This window comes from Leptolyngbya sp. FACHB-321, from assembly GCF_014695975.1.
Lineage (GTDB): Bacteria > Cyanobacteriota > Cyanobacteriia > Leptolyngbyales > Leptolyngbyaceae > Stenomitos.
Genome location: NZ_JACJPI010000056.1, coordinates 40,041 through 56,247, shown reverse-complemented (window position 1 = coordinate 56,247; position 16,207 = coordinate 40,041). Strand labels below are relative to the sequence as shown.

Here is a 16,207-nt window from a genome sequence, read left to right as displayed (position 1 = left end):
TGGTAGCTGTGCTAATAACGCTTGCACAACTTGCAAGAACTCTAGCAGTAGCTTTGCTTCAAGTGGAAGTGTGCGCTCTAAATTGCGTTGGTGTTCCCATCTCTATGCCGGCGCATGAAGCTGAATGGAGATGGGCTTTACAGAGATTTGTCAAGCAAACCGCCTTCACTCTTCTACCGCAGGTTCAACCTGTCGCGGTTGGGGAATGAACTCAGTCATCAAATCAGGTAGAAACGGTTGCCCTAAATGTTTAGAGGTAACGTTGGCTTCTAGTGTGCGCGCGTGTGAGCTTTCTGCAGCAGGCTTAGACGACTCATCCGCACTGGGAAGCCAGCCAAGAAATGGTAGCGGCAGGAGTGCTGAGAGATTGGTGATGACAATCAGAAGCGCCAGATTGCTGAAGTTGTTTTCACTCACGCCCAGCCAGTGCATGAGCAATGCACCTGATTCCTGGGATAGCAGCCCCGCTAAGTTCACTATTGACATCAACAAGGCAAACAAGGTCGCCTCAATACCAGGAGGACAAAGCCGTGCTGCCAGCACCAGGATGGGCATATAGGCAATCCGCCCCATTACAGTTAGAACAAGGCTATCGCCCATGCTAAACCAGCGATCGTCAATGCCCAGCGCACGGTTGGTATGCGTTACCAGCAGCAACGTTGTCATACCCAAGAGCGCAGAAATTACGATCGACCAGCCGAAAATGACCCGAAAAGGCACTGTTTTAAGGAAGCGCTGAAAGAGCCAGATGCCAGCCAGGGATGCCAGACTGGTGACAAAGTTAATACGACCCAAAAATTCCGCTTCAAACCCTAGCTCATTCGTAGCAAAGAAGAAAAAGGCGGATTCCGTTGTCGGCATTGCGTGCCAGAGAAAGACAAAAGCCGTTGGTAGCCAAATCGACTTCTGGCTCACAGCTTGGCGCAACTGTCCAAGTTGCTCTGAGACGATTGCCCAATTCATCCGTTCAGTGACGCGAGACTCAGTGATCATCCAGGCGACGAGGGACACAATGAGCGGAAAGGTTGCCGTGATCGCAAAAACCGTGCGAGTGCTGAAGCTTGTCAGCAGCGACCCACTGAAATAAGCAGTTAAAATGCCGCCCAGTGCCGATGCTCCCCAGCAGAGCGATTGGAGCGACCCTGCTGTGCTTAAGGATTCGCCTCGTGCCCGCTCAACGACTAAAGAATCGACAATGACATCGCTAAATGCGACGGAAAGAGAACCAAGAGCGATCGCCAGTGTTGCTGCCCATGCAGAGTGCACAATCGTGGCTAAAGAAACCCAGGACAGTACGCCTAGCAACCCAGACAGAATCAAATATGGGCGCCGTCGATAGCCCAAAATTGGCAAGCCGTCTGAGATAAAGCCAAATAACGGCTTGATCATCCAGGGCAGTGCTGCTACTCCAATCAGGGCAGACACCTGAGCCGGACTCAGACCCAACTCGTCTTTCAGAAAAAAGCTTACTGCCAGCCGTGCTAACCCCAGAATTCCTTGCACGAAATAAACCAGCAAGATTGCGATTAGTTCGGCGCTTGGTTCGTTTCCGAAAAAAACTTTCTCGGTGAACGATGCTTTGATTCTGGCTAAACCAGGAGTGGAAACAATCATTGATAATTTGTTACAAACGTTTATCAATTACAGCCCCCATCATAACGCTTGATTTCAGGAGAGCCACTATTGACGCTTCTAGACTGCCCAATTTTGTTTCACAATGATACAAAGCCCGATCGATAACGATCGCCTCCAGCAGGATCAAACAGGTCAAAGCTATCTAGTAGAGCCGTTCTCAGCCGAATGCGTCTAGTGTCTTAACGCAGGCTGTAAGGTGGGCATGATCCAAAAGAGAACCACTCGCTCTGCTGGCTTACCTCATCACGATGCTGCTCGCAGAGACGCACAGCGCTGTAAAAATGATGCCGCTTTCTGTTCTGCATCGGGATTCTGCGTATGAGCTGGGGTGGGACGAATAATGCCGTTAAACAGGTCATCTAACCCATAGGGCGTGAAAAACTCCCACTGGGCACGACGATCGCAGCGAACACCGACTGCGGTAGCGGTATGAAGCCAGTCGGCTATGCCATCTTCGGTACTGCTGTAAGGTCTACGACCTGCGCGCCACCGTGCAAAGCTGGCTTGGTTTTTCACATCAAAGACGTAATCGGGAAACTGAGCCGCGAGGATAGCTTTGGCTGACAGTTCTTGATCACGATCGCCCTGATCATCAAAAAACGCAAGGTCAAAATCTTTGATGGTCAAGGCACAGTCATCAAACAACGATTGCCAGACTGTATTGCGAATAGCTCCACCTGCTAACCACCAATTAGCAAGGGGCTGTTGAGCAATCACAGGCAGTACTGCGCCGACTGGAGAATCTATCAAAATCTGCTGAAGGCGATCGCGAGTAGCCATTGGCTTCAGTTGCAGTCAGTGTTTTTTAAATTTTGTTTACTTGAAGCCGTTGCCTTGGAAGCTTTGGGGCAATCGCGCTGCTGCAAAGGATTTGCAAGCGTCTTGTCAGTGCTTTGAGCTAAACCTGATTGCTTTAGATGCTTAATTCGCATCAAAATGATGCAAAAACGTCATAAACCGAAATGATTTGTAAGCAAAGATACTAATTTCTATGAACAGCCCGCTTAACTTAACTTCAGCAACGTCTTGCACACACTTTGTTGTTGTTGAACAGTCTTCAGCCGCATTAACTGATTCTATATCAGAACATAGCTTGAAGTGCAGTCCGAAACGAGGGCAATATGACCAGCACGGTTCCAGCAGTAGCAAATCTGAATAAATTTGAAAAACTCAAAGCTGAAAAGGACGGTTTGGCGGTTAAAGCTGAACTAGAGCATTTTGCTCAAATTGGCTGGGAGGCGATGGATGAAGCCGATCGCGACCACCGCTTGAAATGGATGGGTGTTTTCTTTCGACCCGTCACCCCTGGCAAATTCATGATGCGGATGCGCTTACCCAACGGCATTATGACGAGCAGTCAGATGCGCGTCCTGGCAGAAGTCGTGCAACGCTATGGTGATGATGGCAACGCTGATATCACCACACGCCAAAACCTTCAGCTACGCGGCATTCGGATTGAGGATGTACCAGATATTTTCCGTCGCTTTGAAGCGGTTGGGCTAACCAGCATCCAGTCAGGCATGGACAACGTGCGGAATATTACAGGTTCGCCCGTCGCAGGCATTGATGCTGATGAATTATTTGACACCCGCGAGCTGATTCAACAGGTTCAAGATCTGATTACCAATAAGGGCGAAGGTAATCCAGCGTTTACAAACTTGCCGCGTAAGTTCAATATTGCGATCGCCGGTTGCCGCGATAACTCGGTTCATGCCGAAATCAACGATATTGCGTTTATTCCTGCTTACAAAGATGAGCGTTTTGGCTTCAACGTTCTAGTCGGTGGTTTCTTCTCAGGCAAACGTTGTGAAGCTGCCGTTCCCTTTGATGTGTGGGTTGCGCCTGACGATGTAGTGGCATTGTGCGAAGCGCTCTTGATTGTTTATCGCGAGCACGGCTTGCGAGCTAATCGGCAAAAAGCACGGCTCATGTGGTTGATCGACGAATGGGGCGTGGCAAAGCTCCGCTCTGAAGTGGAAACCCAAATGGGTCGATCGCTGGAACCCGCTGCCCCCAAAGACGAAATCCTCTGGGACAAACGCGATCACATTGGCGTGTATGCCCAGAAGCAGCCTGGACTGAACTACCTGGGGCTACATATTCCAGTTGGTCGCCTGTTTGCTGCCGATATGTTTGACTTGGCGCGTCTGGCAGATGTGTACGGTAGCGGCGAGATCCGGCTGACGGTGGAGCAGAATGTTATTCTCCCCAATGTGCCGGACTCTCGACTAGAGCCACTGCTTCAGGAACCGCTGTTGAAGAAGTTCTCGGTCGCGCCTGCCCCGCTGTCGCGATCGCTCGTCTCATGCACCGGTAGCCAGTTCTGCAACTTCGCGCTGATCGAGACCAAAAATCGTGCCCAGGCATTGATCGACGAACTGGAAGCCGAACTGGATTCGCCTAACCCAGTGCGAATTCACTGGACGGGTTGTCCCAACTCTTGTGGGCAGCCTCAGGTTGCTGACATTGGCTTAATGGGCACCAAAGTTCGCAAGGATGGCAAAACGGTTGAAGGTGTGGATATCTATATGGGTGGCAAAGTCGGCAAAGATGCCGCACTAGGCACCTGTGTCACTAAAGGTATCCCCTGTAGCGATCTCAAACCCGTCCTGCGGGATTTGTTGATGCAGCACTTTGGCTCAACGCTACGTCAGCCGGTGGCTGCTGGTAGCTAAGTTTTCAGTGTCACTGCGTTGATCGATCAACGTAGTGCAGCTTGAAGACGATCGCGCCTCAAGCTAACAAGAATGCCTTTTGGCAATACCTGGGCTTAAATATAGCCCTGCATTTATTTAGGAAAGATTAGGAGCACAGTTCATGGGTCAGTTCTCAAGACGGAAGTTTATTTTTACCACTGGTGCAACGGCTGCAAGCGCCTTGTTGATTAACGGTTGTCGATCGTCCAAATCAGCTAAAAGTGAAGGCTCGCCCAGCGCGTTACCAGCCGTAAACGTTAACCCCGCCGATGCACCAGAAGTAACAACCGCAAAGCTTGGCTTTATTGCACTGACTGACTCTGCACCGCTCATCATTGCCAAGGAAAAGGGCTACTTTGAACGGTACGGCATGAAAGATGTCGAGGTAGTCAAGCAAGCCTCCTGGCCTGTCACCCGCGACAATTTGGTGCTTGGCTCCGGTGGCGGTGGCATTGATGGTGCCCATATTTTGTCCCCCATGCCTTACCTGATTTCTGCAGGCACCATCACCAAGGGCAATAAAGTGCCAATGTACATTCTGGCGCGCCTTAACCTGGATGGGCAGTGTATCTCGGTTTCCAACGACTATAAGGACATCAAACTAGGGTTAGACAGTGCTCCCCTCAAAGACGCTTTCTCAAAAGCGAAGTCAACGGGTAAGGAAATTAAGGCAGCCGTTACCTTTCCAGGTGGCAACCATGACCTCTGGATGCGCTACTGGTTGGCAGCTGGTGGCATCAACCCTGATAAAGATATTTCAACTATTCCAGTGCCACCACCACAAATGGTTGCCAACATGAAGGTTGGCAACATGGAAGCGTTCTGCGTGGGTGAGCCCTGGAATGCTCAACTGGTTAACCAGGGGTTGGGCTTTACAGCATTCACTACGGGAGAATTTTGGAAGAATCACCCTGAAAAGGCGTTCAGTATGCGGGCAGATTGGGTAGACAAAAACCCCAAGGCAGCCAAAGCACTTTTGATGGCAGTGCAAGAAGCGCAAATCTGGTGCGACAAGCCTGAAAACAAAGAGGAGATGTGCAAAATCATCTCCAAGCGAGAGTGGTTTAAGGTGCCCGCAAAAGACATTGTGGAACGGGCACAAGGTAAGTTTGATTACGGCAACGGCAAGGTCGTTGAAAATAGCCCCCACTTAATGAAATTCTGGGCTGAGAATGCCTCTTATCCCTTCAAGAGCCACGATCTCTGGTTCCTTACCGAAGATATTCGCTGGGGCTACATACCTGCAGATACCGACACGAAAAAGCTGGTTGATGCCGTTAACCGCGAGGATTTGTGGAAAGAAGCGGCGAAGGCGATCGGACAAGAAGCTGCTATCCCTAAGAGCACATCGCGTGGTGTGGAAACGTTCTTTGATGGCGTTAAGTTCGATCCAGCAGACCCCAGTGCTTATCTAAAGGGTCTCAAGATCAAGAAGGTATAGGCGTTAGAAGTTTAATGCGGTTGCTTATGGGCAGATCAAGAACCAAAAGCACCGCCAACTTTTGCAGTTGGAAAATTTCATCAATTGAACCTTCCATCTTTCAAACTTTCCACCTTTCAAATCCATAGTGCTTGTTCTGCAAACCTCGCACTGTTTTGTATTGCACAACTTGCAACATCATCTGGAGTAGACCCGGAACATGGCAACAAGATTAGACATTAGTAGCGTTAGAAGTGGCTATCCGCAGCGCTTTGCCACTCTTCTTGGCAAGCGAGCCAAGAGTTTAGTGCCGTCTCTTGTGGCGCTGATCGCGTTTCTAGCTGTGTGGCAACTCTTGACCTCTGGTGAGGGTGCCAGTCTGCCTAGCCCGCTCAAAGTACTGGAAGAAACTTGGGACCCGCTGATTATTGATCCATTTTTTGACAGCGGTGGCTCGGATGTGGGGCTGTTCTGGCAGCTTCTTGCTAGTTTGAATCGTGTGGCGATCGGCTATACGTTGGCGGCAGCGGTTGGTATTAGCGTTGGCATTTTGATTGGGTCGATCGCGCTGCTGTACCAGGCGGTTGATCCCATCTTTCAGGTTTTGCGAACGATTCCGCCCCTGGCATGGCTACCCATCTCGCTAGCGGCTTTTCAGCAGGCGAATCCATCAGCAATTTTCGTCATCTTTATTACGGCAATCTGGCCCATCATCATCAATACTGCCGTTGGGGTTCAGCAGATTCCGCAGGACTACACGAACGTAGCCAAGGTGCTGCAACTTTCAAAGACGGAATATTTCACCAAGATTTTGTTGCCTGCAACCGTACCGTATATTTTCACAGGGTTGAAGATTTCAGTCGGGCTATCGTGGCTGGCGATCGTTGCGGCTGAAATGCTCACAGGCGGCGTTGGTATTGGCTTCTTTATCTGGGATTCCTACAACAGCGGCAACCTGAGCGAAGTGATTTTAGCTGTCATCTATGTTGGCGTTGTGGGCTTGTTGCTGGATAAATTGATCACGTTTATCTCCTCGTTGGTTGTTTCCCAAGAGCAGAAATAGAGCGGTCAATGCTCAAGAATAGAAGTCAATGGATTGCTTCTGTTCTCGCTCTGATCGTTCTTGAGTTGGCTTCCTTACCCCTCACTCTTAGTTGCCATGTCTTCCTTTGTTGAAGTTGATCACGTTGATCAGGTCTTTCCATTACCCAACGGTCTTAAATACATCGCGCTCAAGAATATCACCCTCGATATTACAAAAGGAGAGTTCATCACTCTATTGGGTCACTCTGGCTGCGGTAAATCGACCCTGCTCAATATTATTGCGGGGCTGAATACTCCAACGCAGGGCGGCGTAGTGCTAGAGGGACGGCAGGTGACAAAACCGGGTCCCGATCGCATGGTCGTATTCCAAAACTATTCGCTTTTGCCCTGGCTCACTGTGCGGGAAAACATTGCGTTGGCGGTCAATCGGGTGATGAAAGACTTGCCAGCCGAAGAACGCAAGGACATCATCGAACGTCACATTGATCTGGTAAAACTGCGCCCAGCCGCAAATAAAAAGCCAGGGCAGTTGTCGGGTGGTATGAAACAGCGGGTCGCGATCGCTCGTGCGCTGTCTATTCGTCCGAAGTTGCTGCTGTTGGATGAACCCTTTGGTGCGTTGGATGCTCTCACACGCAGCAGTTTGCAGGATCAGTTGATGCAAATTGCGGACGAATACCAGTTGACCTGCATTATGGTGACGCATGACGTGGATGAAGCGTTGCTGCTGTCTGATCGCATCGTCATGCTGACAAATGGACCAGAATCCTACGTGGGGCAAATTCTAGAGGTGCCGTTTGTGCGTCCGCGCGATCGCCTCAAGGTGGTCAACCACTCGAACTACTATGCGCTGCGGTCAGAGATTGTCTACTTCCTCAATCAGCAGAAGAAAGCAAAGCAGCGTAAGGTGGGGCAAACTGCCGTAATCGCCCGCAACGGCTTAGAAAAAGTCAACCTGGAGCTTGGCTTTGTACCACTAACCGACTGTGCGCCGCTGATTATTGCTAAAGAAAAAGGCTTCTTTCAAAAACATGGTTTGGAGGAGGTCACGCTGTCGCGGGAACCAAGCTGGAAAGCGATTTCTGAAGGCGTAGCATCGAAGCGTTTAGATGCAGCTCAGATGACAGCTGGAATGCCGCTAGCAATGACGCTAGGGATGGGTGGTAAAGCGCCCTTGCCGACTGTAACAGGACTGGTACTCAGTCGCAACGGCAATGCCATTACCTTTAGCAAGCAACTGTACGATGCTGGCGTGCGGACATTGGCAGATTTCAAGCACGCGATCGCCCAAACTCCAGACAAAATCCATACGCTGGCAGTTGTACATCCCTCCTCTATGCACAACCTGCTGCTGCGTCACTGGCTAGCATCAGGCGGCATCGACCCCGACACAGATGTGAGTCTAACGGTGATTCCACCCGCGCAAATGGTGGCAACGTTGAAAGCAGGCAGCATTGACGGTTTCTGCGCTGGCGAACCGTGGAACTCCCATGCTGTACAGGAAGGGCTGGGCTTTGTTGTCGCGACCGATTTCAATATCTGGCCAGGGCATCTAGAAAAGGTGCTGGGCGTACGCGAAGATTGGGCGAACCAGTACCCTAACACCCATCTGGCACTGGTCAAAGCGCTGCTAGAAGCCTGCGAATACTGCGACGATCGCCGCAACCGCGAAGAACTCGCCACCTTGCTGAGTCGCCCCGAATATGTCGGTGCAAAACTTGAATACCTTCGCCCTGGTTTAGTTGATCCCTACCGGCGTAGCCTCGACTCCGAACCAGAAAACCTACCACGCTTCAATCAGTTTTACGTGGATCAGACGAATTGCCCCTATCGCACCGAAGGGCTATGGATTATGACCCAGTTTGCTCGTTGGGGTCTCACACCCTTTCCCAAAAACTGGGTGGACGTGCTCGATCGCGTGCGTCGAGTAGACGTATTTGGTGAAGCAGCACGCGAGCTCGGTTTGCTAGATATTGAACCCAATCGTGGTCTTGTTCACTTTGCTGATGGCAGTGTGTTTAACCCTGACGATCCCGTTGGCTATCTCAATGGTTTGGCAATCAAACGCGAGCTTCGGATTGAAGAAGTGGCGATCGACGCCCTTGTCGCCGCTACTGTCTAAGTTCTTAGGCAGAGGGTTGAAGGCTTAAAGGCTAACGCAACCCAAAGCGTTCCCCGACTCCTCAACCTCCTGCCCACCTCACTCCTCCACCTCACTTCTTTCCCCTATGCAAACTGTTAACAGCACAACTGTTGAACCCAAACTGTCGCCACCGTCAGAGCCATTTCTGGTAATTGAGCAGCTCACCAAGTCGTATCCCGTTGCAGGTGGTGAAGACTACGTCGTTCTGGATGGCATTGATCTCACGGTCAATGAAGGTGAGTTTGTTTGCGTTATTGGTCACTCTGGCTGTGGCAAATCAACGCTACTGGATATGGTGTCGGGCTTTCGTACGCCTACTATTGGCGAAGTGCGGCTGCAAAACAAGCGCATCACTCAACCAGGACCCGATCGCATGGTGGTGTTCCAAAACTACTCCCTCTTGCCCTGGATGACGGCGTTTGAGAACATTTATTTGGGCATTCACTCCGTTTGGCCCGACAAGCCGAAAGCCGAGAAAGACCAGATTGTTCACGATCACTTGGCGCTAGTAGGTCTGACCGAAGCCGCTAACAAAAAACCAGGGCAGTTATCTGGTGGCATGAAGCAGCGTGTTTGCATTGCTAGAGCGCTGGCGTTACGTCCGCAAGTGTTGGTTTTAGATGAACCGTTTGGTGCGCTTGATCCCATCACGCGAGAAGAATTGCAGGAAGAACTGCTAAAAATCTGGACGGAGCATCGCGTCACGGTTTTGATGATTACCCACGACATTGATGAAGCACTGTTGTTGAGCGATCGCCTGGTAATGATGACCAACGGACCAGCAGCAAAGATCGGCGAGGTGTTGACCATTCCGTTCCCGCGCCCGCGTGATCGCACCCTTGTAATGGAAGACCCCAAGTATTACGAACTGCGTAACTATGCGCTGGACTTCCTGTACCACCGTTTTGCTCATGATGATGTTGGGTAATTGCAGTTCATGCCCCTTTGTTGCAACGAATCCTAGCTATGGCTCAAACCTCTACGTCACTTCCTGATCGTTGGTCTCAGCGTATTCTTTGCTATTACGAGAATGTCAGTAGCCAGATGCAAATTGCCCGCATTGCGAACATCCCCAATGGAGTGTTTGAGCGTGTGATTTTTCCCCGAGAGCGCCTATTGTTTGAGACGTTGCCGGAGGCGTTGCTCGAAGTTCGTACTAGCACCAGCGCTTTACTGCTAGACCAGATTCCGTGTCTGAGCTTGCAGGTAAGAGAGGGACTTCGCACTGGGCTAAATTTTGCCGATGCCACGATGGATAGCGCCTATGACTGACCCTATTAAAACCCTCTGCCCCTACTGTGGCGTTGGTTGCGGTCTTGAAGTATCACCGCCAGCCATACCCGGTAAAACTGTCAATCGTGATAAACAAGGCACACCGATTTGGCAGGCAAGGGGCGATCGTACGCATCCGTCCAGTCAGGGAATGGTTTGCGTCAAGGGTGCCACGATCGCCGAGTCGCTGCATAAAGATCGCTTGTTGCATCCAATGGTACGCGATTCGCTGGATGAACCCTTTCGCCGTGCTACCTGGGATGAAGCATTGAGGCGAGTGGTCGATCGCATCCAAACCGTCCGCGCTACTAAGGGAGCTGATGCGCTCTGCATGTATGGTTCTGGGCAGTTCAACACCGAAGATTATTACGTTGCCCAAAAGCTAATGAAAGGCTTTCTTGGCACCAATAATTTTGATGCCAATTCGCGGCTGTGTATGTCGTCTGCCGTTGCTGGCTATGTGCAAAGTTTTGGTGCGGATGGTCCACCCTGTTGCTATGACGATTTGGACGTGACCGACTGCGCTTTTTTGATTGGTACGAACGCTGCCGAATGTCACCCCATTCTTTTTAATCGGCTGCGAAAGCACCACAAGCAGAACAAGCACGTCAAGCTAATTGTGGTTGATCCACGCAAAACCCAAACCGCAGAGGTTGCTGATTTGCATCTGGCGATTCAGCCAGGTACTGATATTGATTTGCTCAATGGTCTTGCCTACCTGCTGCTCTATCGTGGCTACCTGGATTCGGTTTTCGTCACTAAGCACACGAGCCACTTTACTGCTTTTGCAGAAGTTATTGAGGACTATACCCCGGATGTCGTTGCAAAACGATGTGGCATTTCTAAAGAGGATCTGGAAACAGCCGCCCGGTATTGGGGTGAATCACAACGGGTGCTGTCCATGTGGTCGATGGGTGTGAACCAGTCGAGCGAAGGCACGGCAAAGGTGCGATCGATCATCAACCTGCACCTCATGACAGGACAAATCGGCAAACCGGGCGCAGGACCGTTTTCGCTTACAGGACAACCAAATGCGATGGGTGGACGTGAGGCTGGTGGTCTGTCTCATCTGCTGCCAGGGTATCGCTCGGTCAAGAATCCGCAGCACCGTGCCGAGGTCGAGCAGTTTTGGGGCTTGGAACCAGGACAGATTGCTGCTCAACCGGGACGTACTGCCTGGGACATGATTACAGGCTTAGAAGAGGGAACCGTCGAGTTTTTGTGGATTGCTGCAACGAATCCGGTCGTCAGTATGCCGGATCTAGAGCGAACGAAACGTGCCCTGCTGCGATCGCCTTTCACGGTCTATCAAGAAGCCTATTACCCGACCGAAACGACCCCTTACGCTCACGTGCTGCTGCCTGCTGCCCAATGGAGCGAAGCCCCTGGCACAATGACCAACTCCGAACGGCGCGTCACCCTTTGCCCTCAGTTCCGCACGCCTCCTGGTGAAGCCCGTGCCGATTGGGTAATTTTTGCAGAAGTCGCACGGCGGTTGGGCTTTGGCAAGCCGTTTACCTTCAACGGTGCCGCTGATGTTCATGCCGAATTTGTGCAGCTAACCCGCGATCGTCCCTGCGATATGACTGGTATCAGCCACGATCGTCTCCGCCACGAAGGTCCCCTACAATGGCCTTGCACTAAAGGTGAAGATGAGGGCAACATTATCCAAACGGAGAAAGGCAGATTTCGCTTTCCCTCCTTTATTCGCAATCCACAAAAGCTTTCAGCCTCTCGGTTAGCAGCAAAGCGCCTCTACGCCAACCGCCGATTTCACACGCCGGATGGTCGTGCCCACTTTGCAGCCTACCACTCGCGCGGTTTGGCAGAGCCACCCGACGACAACTATCCCTATGTGCTGACGACTGGTAGATTGTATGGGCATTGGCATACTCAAACCCGTACTGGACGAGTCGATAAAATTAGCCAAATGTATGATGGTCCGTTCATCGAGATTCATCCCCGCGATGCGTCTGCACTGGGTATTGAGGACGGTGGATGGCTAGAAGTGCGATCGCGACGTGGCGTTGCGCGTTTCCCAGCTAAAATAACCACCGCTATCACACGCAAAACCGTCTTTGTGCCCATGCATTGGGGTGCCTTATGGGCAAAGCAAGCCGAAGCCAATGCCCTTACCCATGCCACAGCTTGCCCAAACTCATTGCAGCCAGAGCTAAAAGCCTGTGCGGTTCAGCTTGTGCCAGTCGCGCCTGAAGCTGATGGTGCGACATCAGACCCTGCTAAGGCATTAGGCACATTGTTGCCACCGCTTTTTGTTTAAGCTTACGAAGCTTTTAAGCCTGTGGTGATTGGTGCCAAAGTTTTTCTAGCAGTTTAATTTGGGCTTCTAGTGTGGCGGTGCGCTGCGCTTGATGGCGATCGTGCAGCACTAGCCCAACGCTAAACCCAAGGGGCAGCACCAGATAAATTAACGCTAAGAGAATATTTGCCATTTGCTCCATCTGCGTCCGGCTTAGACCAAGCGGTGAGGTTGCCAGAGTGGCATGACCTGCTTGGACTGGCACCATCTGGGCAACAGAAGGAGCCGCGATCGTCATTATGCTTGCAGTAGTAAGACAACCGATCGCTAGAGGAACGAGTGTACGTCCGATCATGCGTTGTCCCTTATGCCAACTGCCACGTACCTGAGCAGGAGCAACATTAAAACGCCCTTGCACTACATCTGAAGTCATTGTTTTAAGGTGAATTTAAAGTCAACTTTCTGTATCTAATAATACTCTCCCTACTTTTTCTGATCAAGCTGTACTCTAGTCTGTCGCGCAGACAGAGTGACGGGAAGCAGCGCTCGATTAGGACATAGAGGCATGTACAAGCAACTGATCAGTACGTCACGTATCAAAAGGTTACTGGCGTCACACTTATGCAAAAAGTGCTGACTATAGCATTCCCTGTTTGATCTCTCTCAGTACCCTTATGAAGGAGAAAGCTGCAGGCAAAGGGAGCTTGCTTTGCAGCGTGTAAAAAAGGAGTTGGTATAAAATGCGTGCTGCAAAGCGCTAGAGCCGATCGCCATAGCGTCCAACTAACACTAATTTGATCTGGTAACGGTCAATTCAACGTAGCTGCGATCATATAGACGTTATGTCTTGAAATTCTGACAAAGACGACCAAAACAGTGTACACAGCATGATTCTGTTTTAGTCAACCAATAAAGCATCAAAAGCCCAATTTTTCAAACGTTAAGGGATCTGCTCCTTGGCAATTGCTTGCTATGCCTGTTTGAAGCAATCTATGCGCGATCGACATTTTTTGTCTGTTGATCGCGCACGCTTTAGTTCTAAACGTTACGGGCAATACATTTATGAAAGCTGACAAAATCTAACTTAATTGCATAGGTTACAAACAACCATTTCAATTGCTCAAATCAAACATTTTCACACCTCGTTGAAGAGTACGCTTTTGCACATTCAGCAAGTTTTTTAATTAAGGAAAGTGCACAAAATAAAGCCTTTTCTTATGTGCTTAAAGGATATTTTTGGCATCAGTTGTACTGGCACTGGCTGTCTTTTCTTCACCACCTATTGAGAAGCCCTATGGTATCTACGTCTTCACGAAGTAACGATCGTTCCAGTCAAGATACAGCTACTGAAACCGACGAAGCGCAGCGCAGTTATGGTGCAAATGAGCTGGGTTATCAACAATTGATTCTCTGTGCGGCGCTGATTGGTATTGCCGGAGGGTTAGTAGCAACTGTCTATTACGATGTTTTAGAAGCCTGTCTTCATATGACCTGGCATACCTTGCCTGAGTTGATTACTCCGTACTTTCCAGCTAATATTCCTGCTTGGAACTATGTGTGGATAGCGACGACGATCGGTGGCTTCTGCGTCGGTTTGACCTTGCATTGCATGGGGCTACCGGGTGAAGTGGCAATGGTAGTCGATAAAGTGCATGATCCGGGTCGCATTGATATCAAACAAACGCCAGCCATGATTGTTGCGTCTCTGTTTTCCATTACGGCTGGCGGTAGTGCAGGACCCGAAGCGCCCCTGGTGCAGATTCTTGGTAGCTTTGGGGGTTGGTTAGGCGGCAAGCTAGGACTAACATTACTCAATACTCGTGTTCTAACGTTCTGCGGCATGAGCGCAGCCTTGGGTGCCTTTTTTGGTGCACCGTTGGGTGGAGCACTGTTTGCGCTAGAGATACCCCACCGACGCGGATTGGAATACTACGAGGCGTTGATTCCAGCCGTGCTATCAGCAATCCTTAGCTTTTTTGTGTTTCGCTTCAACACAGGGCTAACGATCGGCGGGATGTACCAGTTTGCCATCATTCCACAATTAACGCTGATGAGTCTGGGGCACGGGTTGCTGCTTGGTGCAATGGGGGCGCTGATTGCAGTGGTCTTTGTAGGGTTATTTCGGCTCATCGGGTTGCTGCTGAAGCGCCTGGAACACCACACTATTCTGCTGGCAACCTTAGGTGGGTTGGCGATCGGCTTACTAGCTCTGGCAGTGCCTCAAACCCTCTTTTTTGGTGAGAAAGAAATTCAAACGGTTGTTGAAACAGGTGCAACGCTAGGGTTAACGATGCTGCTTATTGTTGGCTTCACCAAAATGCTGGCAATTAGCTTCACGCTACACTCTGGATTTCGGGGCGGCTTTATCTTTCCACTGTTTTACCTCGGCGCAACGTTTGGCTACGCGATCGCGCTGATCGTGCCTGACATTCATCCAACCATTGCAATGGTGTGCATGATGGCAGCCGTGAATGTGGCAATCACCAAAACGCCCATCAGCACAACGGTCATCTTGAGCGTACTGTCAGATACGGCAATGGTGCCAGTCGTGCTGATTGCAAGCTTTACGAGCTTTCTGCTAACGACTCAGGTGTCGTTGATTGGTACACAGCGATCGCGCACCGTCTTCCCCAACGGAGCAAGCTTTCAGGCAGACCCTCAGGCGATCGCTGTGGAAGTACCCGTAAAAGTGTAAGGTGATTGTCAAGAACTAACAGGGTCAGCATGAGCAAGCGATCGCCCTGAGTGAAGATAAAAGTCGAGGTAAGTAAGAGGTGTTAGGATTGCCACTCGCCTTTTACCGCTTGTTTTACCGTTTGCCTGTCTCCCAGGACTGCTACAACTAATGGCTCTCTCCTTACCCCAACTTTTCCGCTTTACCGATCGCACCCTCTCAGCGCGACTGACACAGGTAGGGTTGATAATCACAGTGTTTTTTATTGGTTTAGTCGTACTGGCTCCAGTGCTACAAGGCCTTGGCTGGCTCCAAGACCCTACTGAGTTTCTGGAAAATCCCCCTCAAGAGCCACCATCCTTAAGCCATTGGTTTGGCACTACTCGTTTGGGCTATGACGTGCTTTCTCGCACAATCTTTGGAAGCCAGGCAGCGCTTCAGGTAGTGGTTTTGGCGACGGTTTTAAGTTTAGTAATTGGTGTGCCGCTGGGTATGGTCAGCGGCTATCTGGGCGGTCGATTGGATCGTCTGCTGCTGTTTCTGATGGATACGATTTACACGTTACCAGGGCTGTTGTTATCAGTAACGCTGGCGTTTGTGGTCGGTCGTGGTGTGGTGAATGCAGCGATCGCCCTCAGCATTGCCTACGTCCCTCAGTATTACCGGGTAGTGCGCAACCATACAGTGAGTGTTAAGACTGAGCTTTTTATTGAAGCAGCGCAGGCAATGGGCGCGTCTACATGGGCAATCCTCAGCCGCTACCTGTTTCTGAATGTGGTGCAGAGTGTGCCAGTGCTGTTTACGCTCAATGCTGCCGATGCCATTCTAACGCTGGGCAGCTTGGGTTTTCTGGGGCTAGGTTTGCCAGAAGAAACAGCTGAATGGGGCTACGACCTGCGGCAGGCGCTAGATGGGCTGTCTACAGGCGGCATTTGGTGGACAACGCTGTTTCCTGGTCTAGCGATGACGCTAATGGTCGTTGGTTTGTCGCTGCTAGGCGAGGGGTTGAATGAGTGGCTCAACCCAAAGGAGCGGTGAGGGCTGAAGGATAAATCAGGTTCTT

At 50.7% G+C, this 16,207-nt stretch carries 12 protein-coding genes; 9 read left to right on the top strand and 3 right to left on the bottom strand.

Going from position 1 to position 16,207, the window contains the following annotated elements:
* Positions 1 to 165: 165 nt before the first annotated feature.
* Both H6F76_RS10325 and H6F76_RS10320 read right to left on the bottom strand, forming a co-directional pair.
* A complete protein-coding gene (locus tag H6F76_RS10325) occupies positions 166 to 1,614 on the bottom strand; it encodes a folate/biopterin family MFS transporter (protein WP_190507950.1) in 1,449 nt (482 codons plus the stop codon).
* Between the two features lie 264 nt (positions 1,615 to 1,878).
* The gene (locus H6F76_RS10320; protein ID WP_190507949.1) at positions 1,879 to 2,415 is read right to left on the bottom strand and encodes a nucleotidyltransferase family protein; all 537 of its coding nucleotides are present in this window, start codon (positions 2,413 to 2,415) and stop codon (positions 1,879 to 1,881) included.
* A gap of 341 nt (positions 2,416 to 2,756) precedes the next feature.
* Between H6F76_RS10320 and H6F76_RS10315 the strand changes: the two genes are divergently transcribed.
* From H6F76_RS10315 to H6F76_RS10285, 7 genes are all read left to right on the top strand, one after another.
* Positions 2,757 to 4,310: a ferredoxin--nitrite reductase gene (locus tag H6F76_RS10315; RefSeq protein WP_190507948.1), complete on the top strand. Its 1,554-nt coding sequence runs from the start codon at positions 2,757 to 2,759 to the stop codon at positions 4,308 to 4,310.
* A gap of 142 nt (positions 4,311 to 4,452) precedes the next feature.
* Positions 4,453 to 5,772, top strand: coding sequence for a CmpA/NrtA family ABC transporter substrate-binding protein (locus tag H6F76_RS10310; protein WP_190507947.1), 1,320 nt, complete (start codon positions 4,453 to 4,455; stop codon positions 5,770 to 5,772).
* Between the two features lie 199 nt (positions 5,773 to 5,971).
* Complete coding sequence (gene ntrB, locus H6F76_RS10305) at positions 5,972 to 6,814, top strand: nitrate ABC transporter permease (RefSeq protein ID WP_190507946.1); 843 nt, start codon at positions 5,972 to 5,974, stop codon at positions 6,812 to 6,814.
* 96 nt (positions 6,815 to 6,910) lie between these two features.
* A complete protein-coding gene (locus tag H6F76_RS10300; protein WP_190507945.1) occupies positions 6,911 to 8,917 on the top strand; it encodes a nitrate ABC transporter ATP-binding protein in 2,007 nt (668 codons plus the stop codon).
* Between the two features lie 106 nt (positions 8,918 to 9,023).
* A complete protein-coding gene (locus H6F76_RS10295; protein WP_190448664.1) occupies positions 9,024 to 9,866 on the top strand; it encodes a nitrate ABC transporter ATP-binding protein in 843 nt (280 codons plus the stop codon).
* A gap of 38 nt (positions 9,867 to 9,904) precedes the next feature.
* Positions 9,905 to 10,210: a DUF1830 domain-containing protein gene (locus H6F76_RS10290; RefSeq protein ID WP_190448665.1), complete on the top strand. Its 306-nt coding sequence runs from the start codon at positions 9,905 to 9,907 to the stop codon at positions 10,208 to 10,210.
* Positions 10,203 to 12,491, top strand: a complete 2,289-nt coding sequence (locus tag H6F76_RS10285) for a nitrate reductase (protein ID WP_190507943.1) — start codon at positions 10,203 to 10,205, stop codon at positions 12,489 to 12,491. The genes H6F76_RS10290 and H6F76_RS10285 overlap by 8 nt, the downstream gene beginning before the upstream one ends.
* Positions 12,492 to 12,504: 13 nt before the next feature.
* Here the strand turns inward: H6F76_RS10285 and H6F76_RS10280 are convergent, their stop codons facing one another.
* Positions 12,505 to 12,903 carry a hypothetical protein gene (locus H6F76_RS10280; RefSeq protein WP_190507941.1) on the bottom strand — a complete coding sequence of 133 codons (399 nt, stop codon included), beginning with the start codon at positions 12,901 to 12,903 and terminating at the stop codon, positions 12,505 to 12,507.
* Positions 12,904 to 13,764: 861 nt separating this feature from the next.
* Between H6F76_RS10280 and H6F76_RS10275 the strand changes: the two genes are divergently transcribed.
* Together H6F76_RS10275 and H6F76_RS10270 are read left to right on the top strand one after the other, a co-directional pair.
* Positions 13,765 to 15,165: a chloride channel protein gene (locus H6F76_RS10275; protein WP_190507939.1), complete on the top strand. Its 1,401-nt coding sequence runs from the start codon at positions 13,765 to 13,767 to the stop codon at positions 15,163 to 15,165.
* A 150-nt stretch (positions 15,166 to 15,315) separates the two neighbouring features.
* Positions 15,316 to 16,182, top strand: a complete 867-nt coding sequence (locus H6F76_RS10270) for an ABC transporter permease (protein ID WP_190507938.1) — start codon at positions 15,316 to 15,318, stop codon at positions 16,180 to 16,182.
* The last annotated feature ends 25 nt before the right edge of the window (positions 16,183 to 16,207 follow it).

Bases quoted from the DNA above. Each gene is read 5' to 3' on its own strand.
- H6F76_RS10275 (WP_190507939.1), top strand. From the start codon at position 13,765: ATGGTATCTACGTCTTCACGAAGTAACGATCGTTCCAGTCAAGATACA.
- H6F76_RS10320 (WP_190507949.1), bottom strand. From the start codon at position 2,415: ATGGCTACTCGCGATCGCCTTCAGCAGATTTTGATAGATTCTCCAGTC.
- ntrB (WP_190507946.1), top strand. From the start codon at position 5,972: ATGGCAACAAGATTAGACATTAGTAGCGTTAGAAGTGGCTATCCGCAG.
- H6F76_RS10270 (WP_190507938.1), top strand. From the start codon at position 15,316: ATGGCTCTCTCCTTACCCCAACTTTTCCGCTTTACCGATCGCACCCTC.
- H6F76_RS10290 (WP_190448665.1), top strand. From the start codon at position 9,905: ATGGCTCAAACCTCTACGTCACTTCCTGATCGTTGGTCTCAGCGTATT.
- H6F76_RS10295 (WP_190448664.1), top strand. From the start codon at position 9,024: ATGCAAACTGTTAACAGCACAACTGTTGAACCCAAACTGTCGCCACCG.
- H6F76_RS10300 (WP_190507945.1), top strand. From the start codon at position 6,911: ATGTCTTCCTTTGTTGAAGTTGATCACGTTGATCAGGTCTTTCCATTA.
- H6F76_RS10280 (WP_190507941.1), bottom strand. From the start codon at position 12,903: ATGACTTCAGATGTAGTGCAAGGGCGTTTTAATGTTGCTCCTGCTCAG.
- H6F76_RS10325 (WP_190507950.1), bottom strand. From the start codon at position 1,614: ATGATTGTTTCCACTCCTGGTTTAGCCAGAATCAAAGCATCGTTCACC.
- H6F76_RS10285 (WP_190507943.1), top strand. From the start codon at position 10,203: ATGACTGACCCTATTAAAACCCTCTGCCCCTACTGTGGCGTTGGTTGC.
- H6F76_RS10310 (WP_190507947.1), top strand. From the start codon at position 4,453: ATGGGTCAGTTCTCAAGACGGAAGTTTATTTTTACCACTGGTGCAACG.
- H6F76_RS10315 (WP_190507948.1), top strand. From the start codon at position 2,757: ATGACCAGCACGGTTCCAGCAGTAGCAAATCTGAATAAATTTGAAAAA.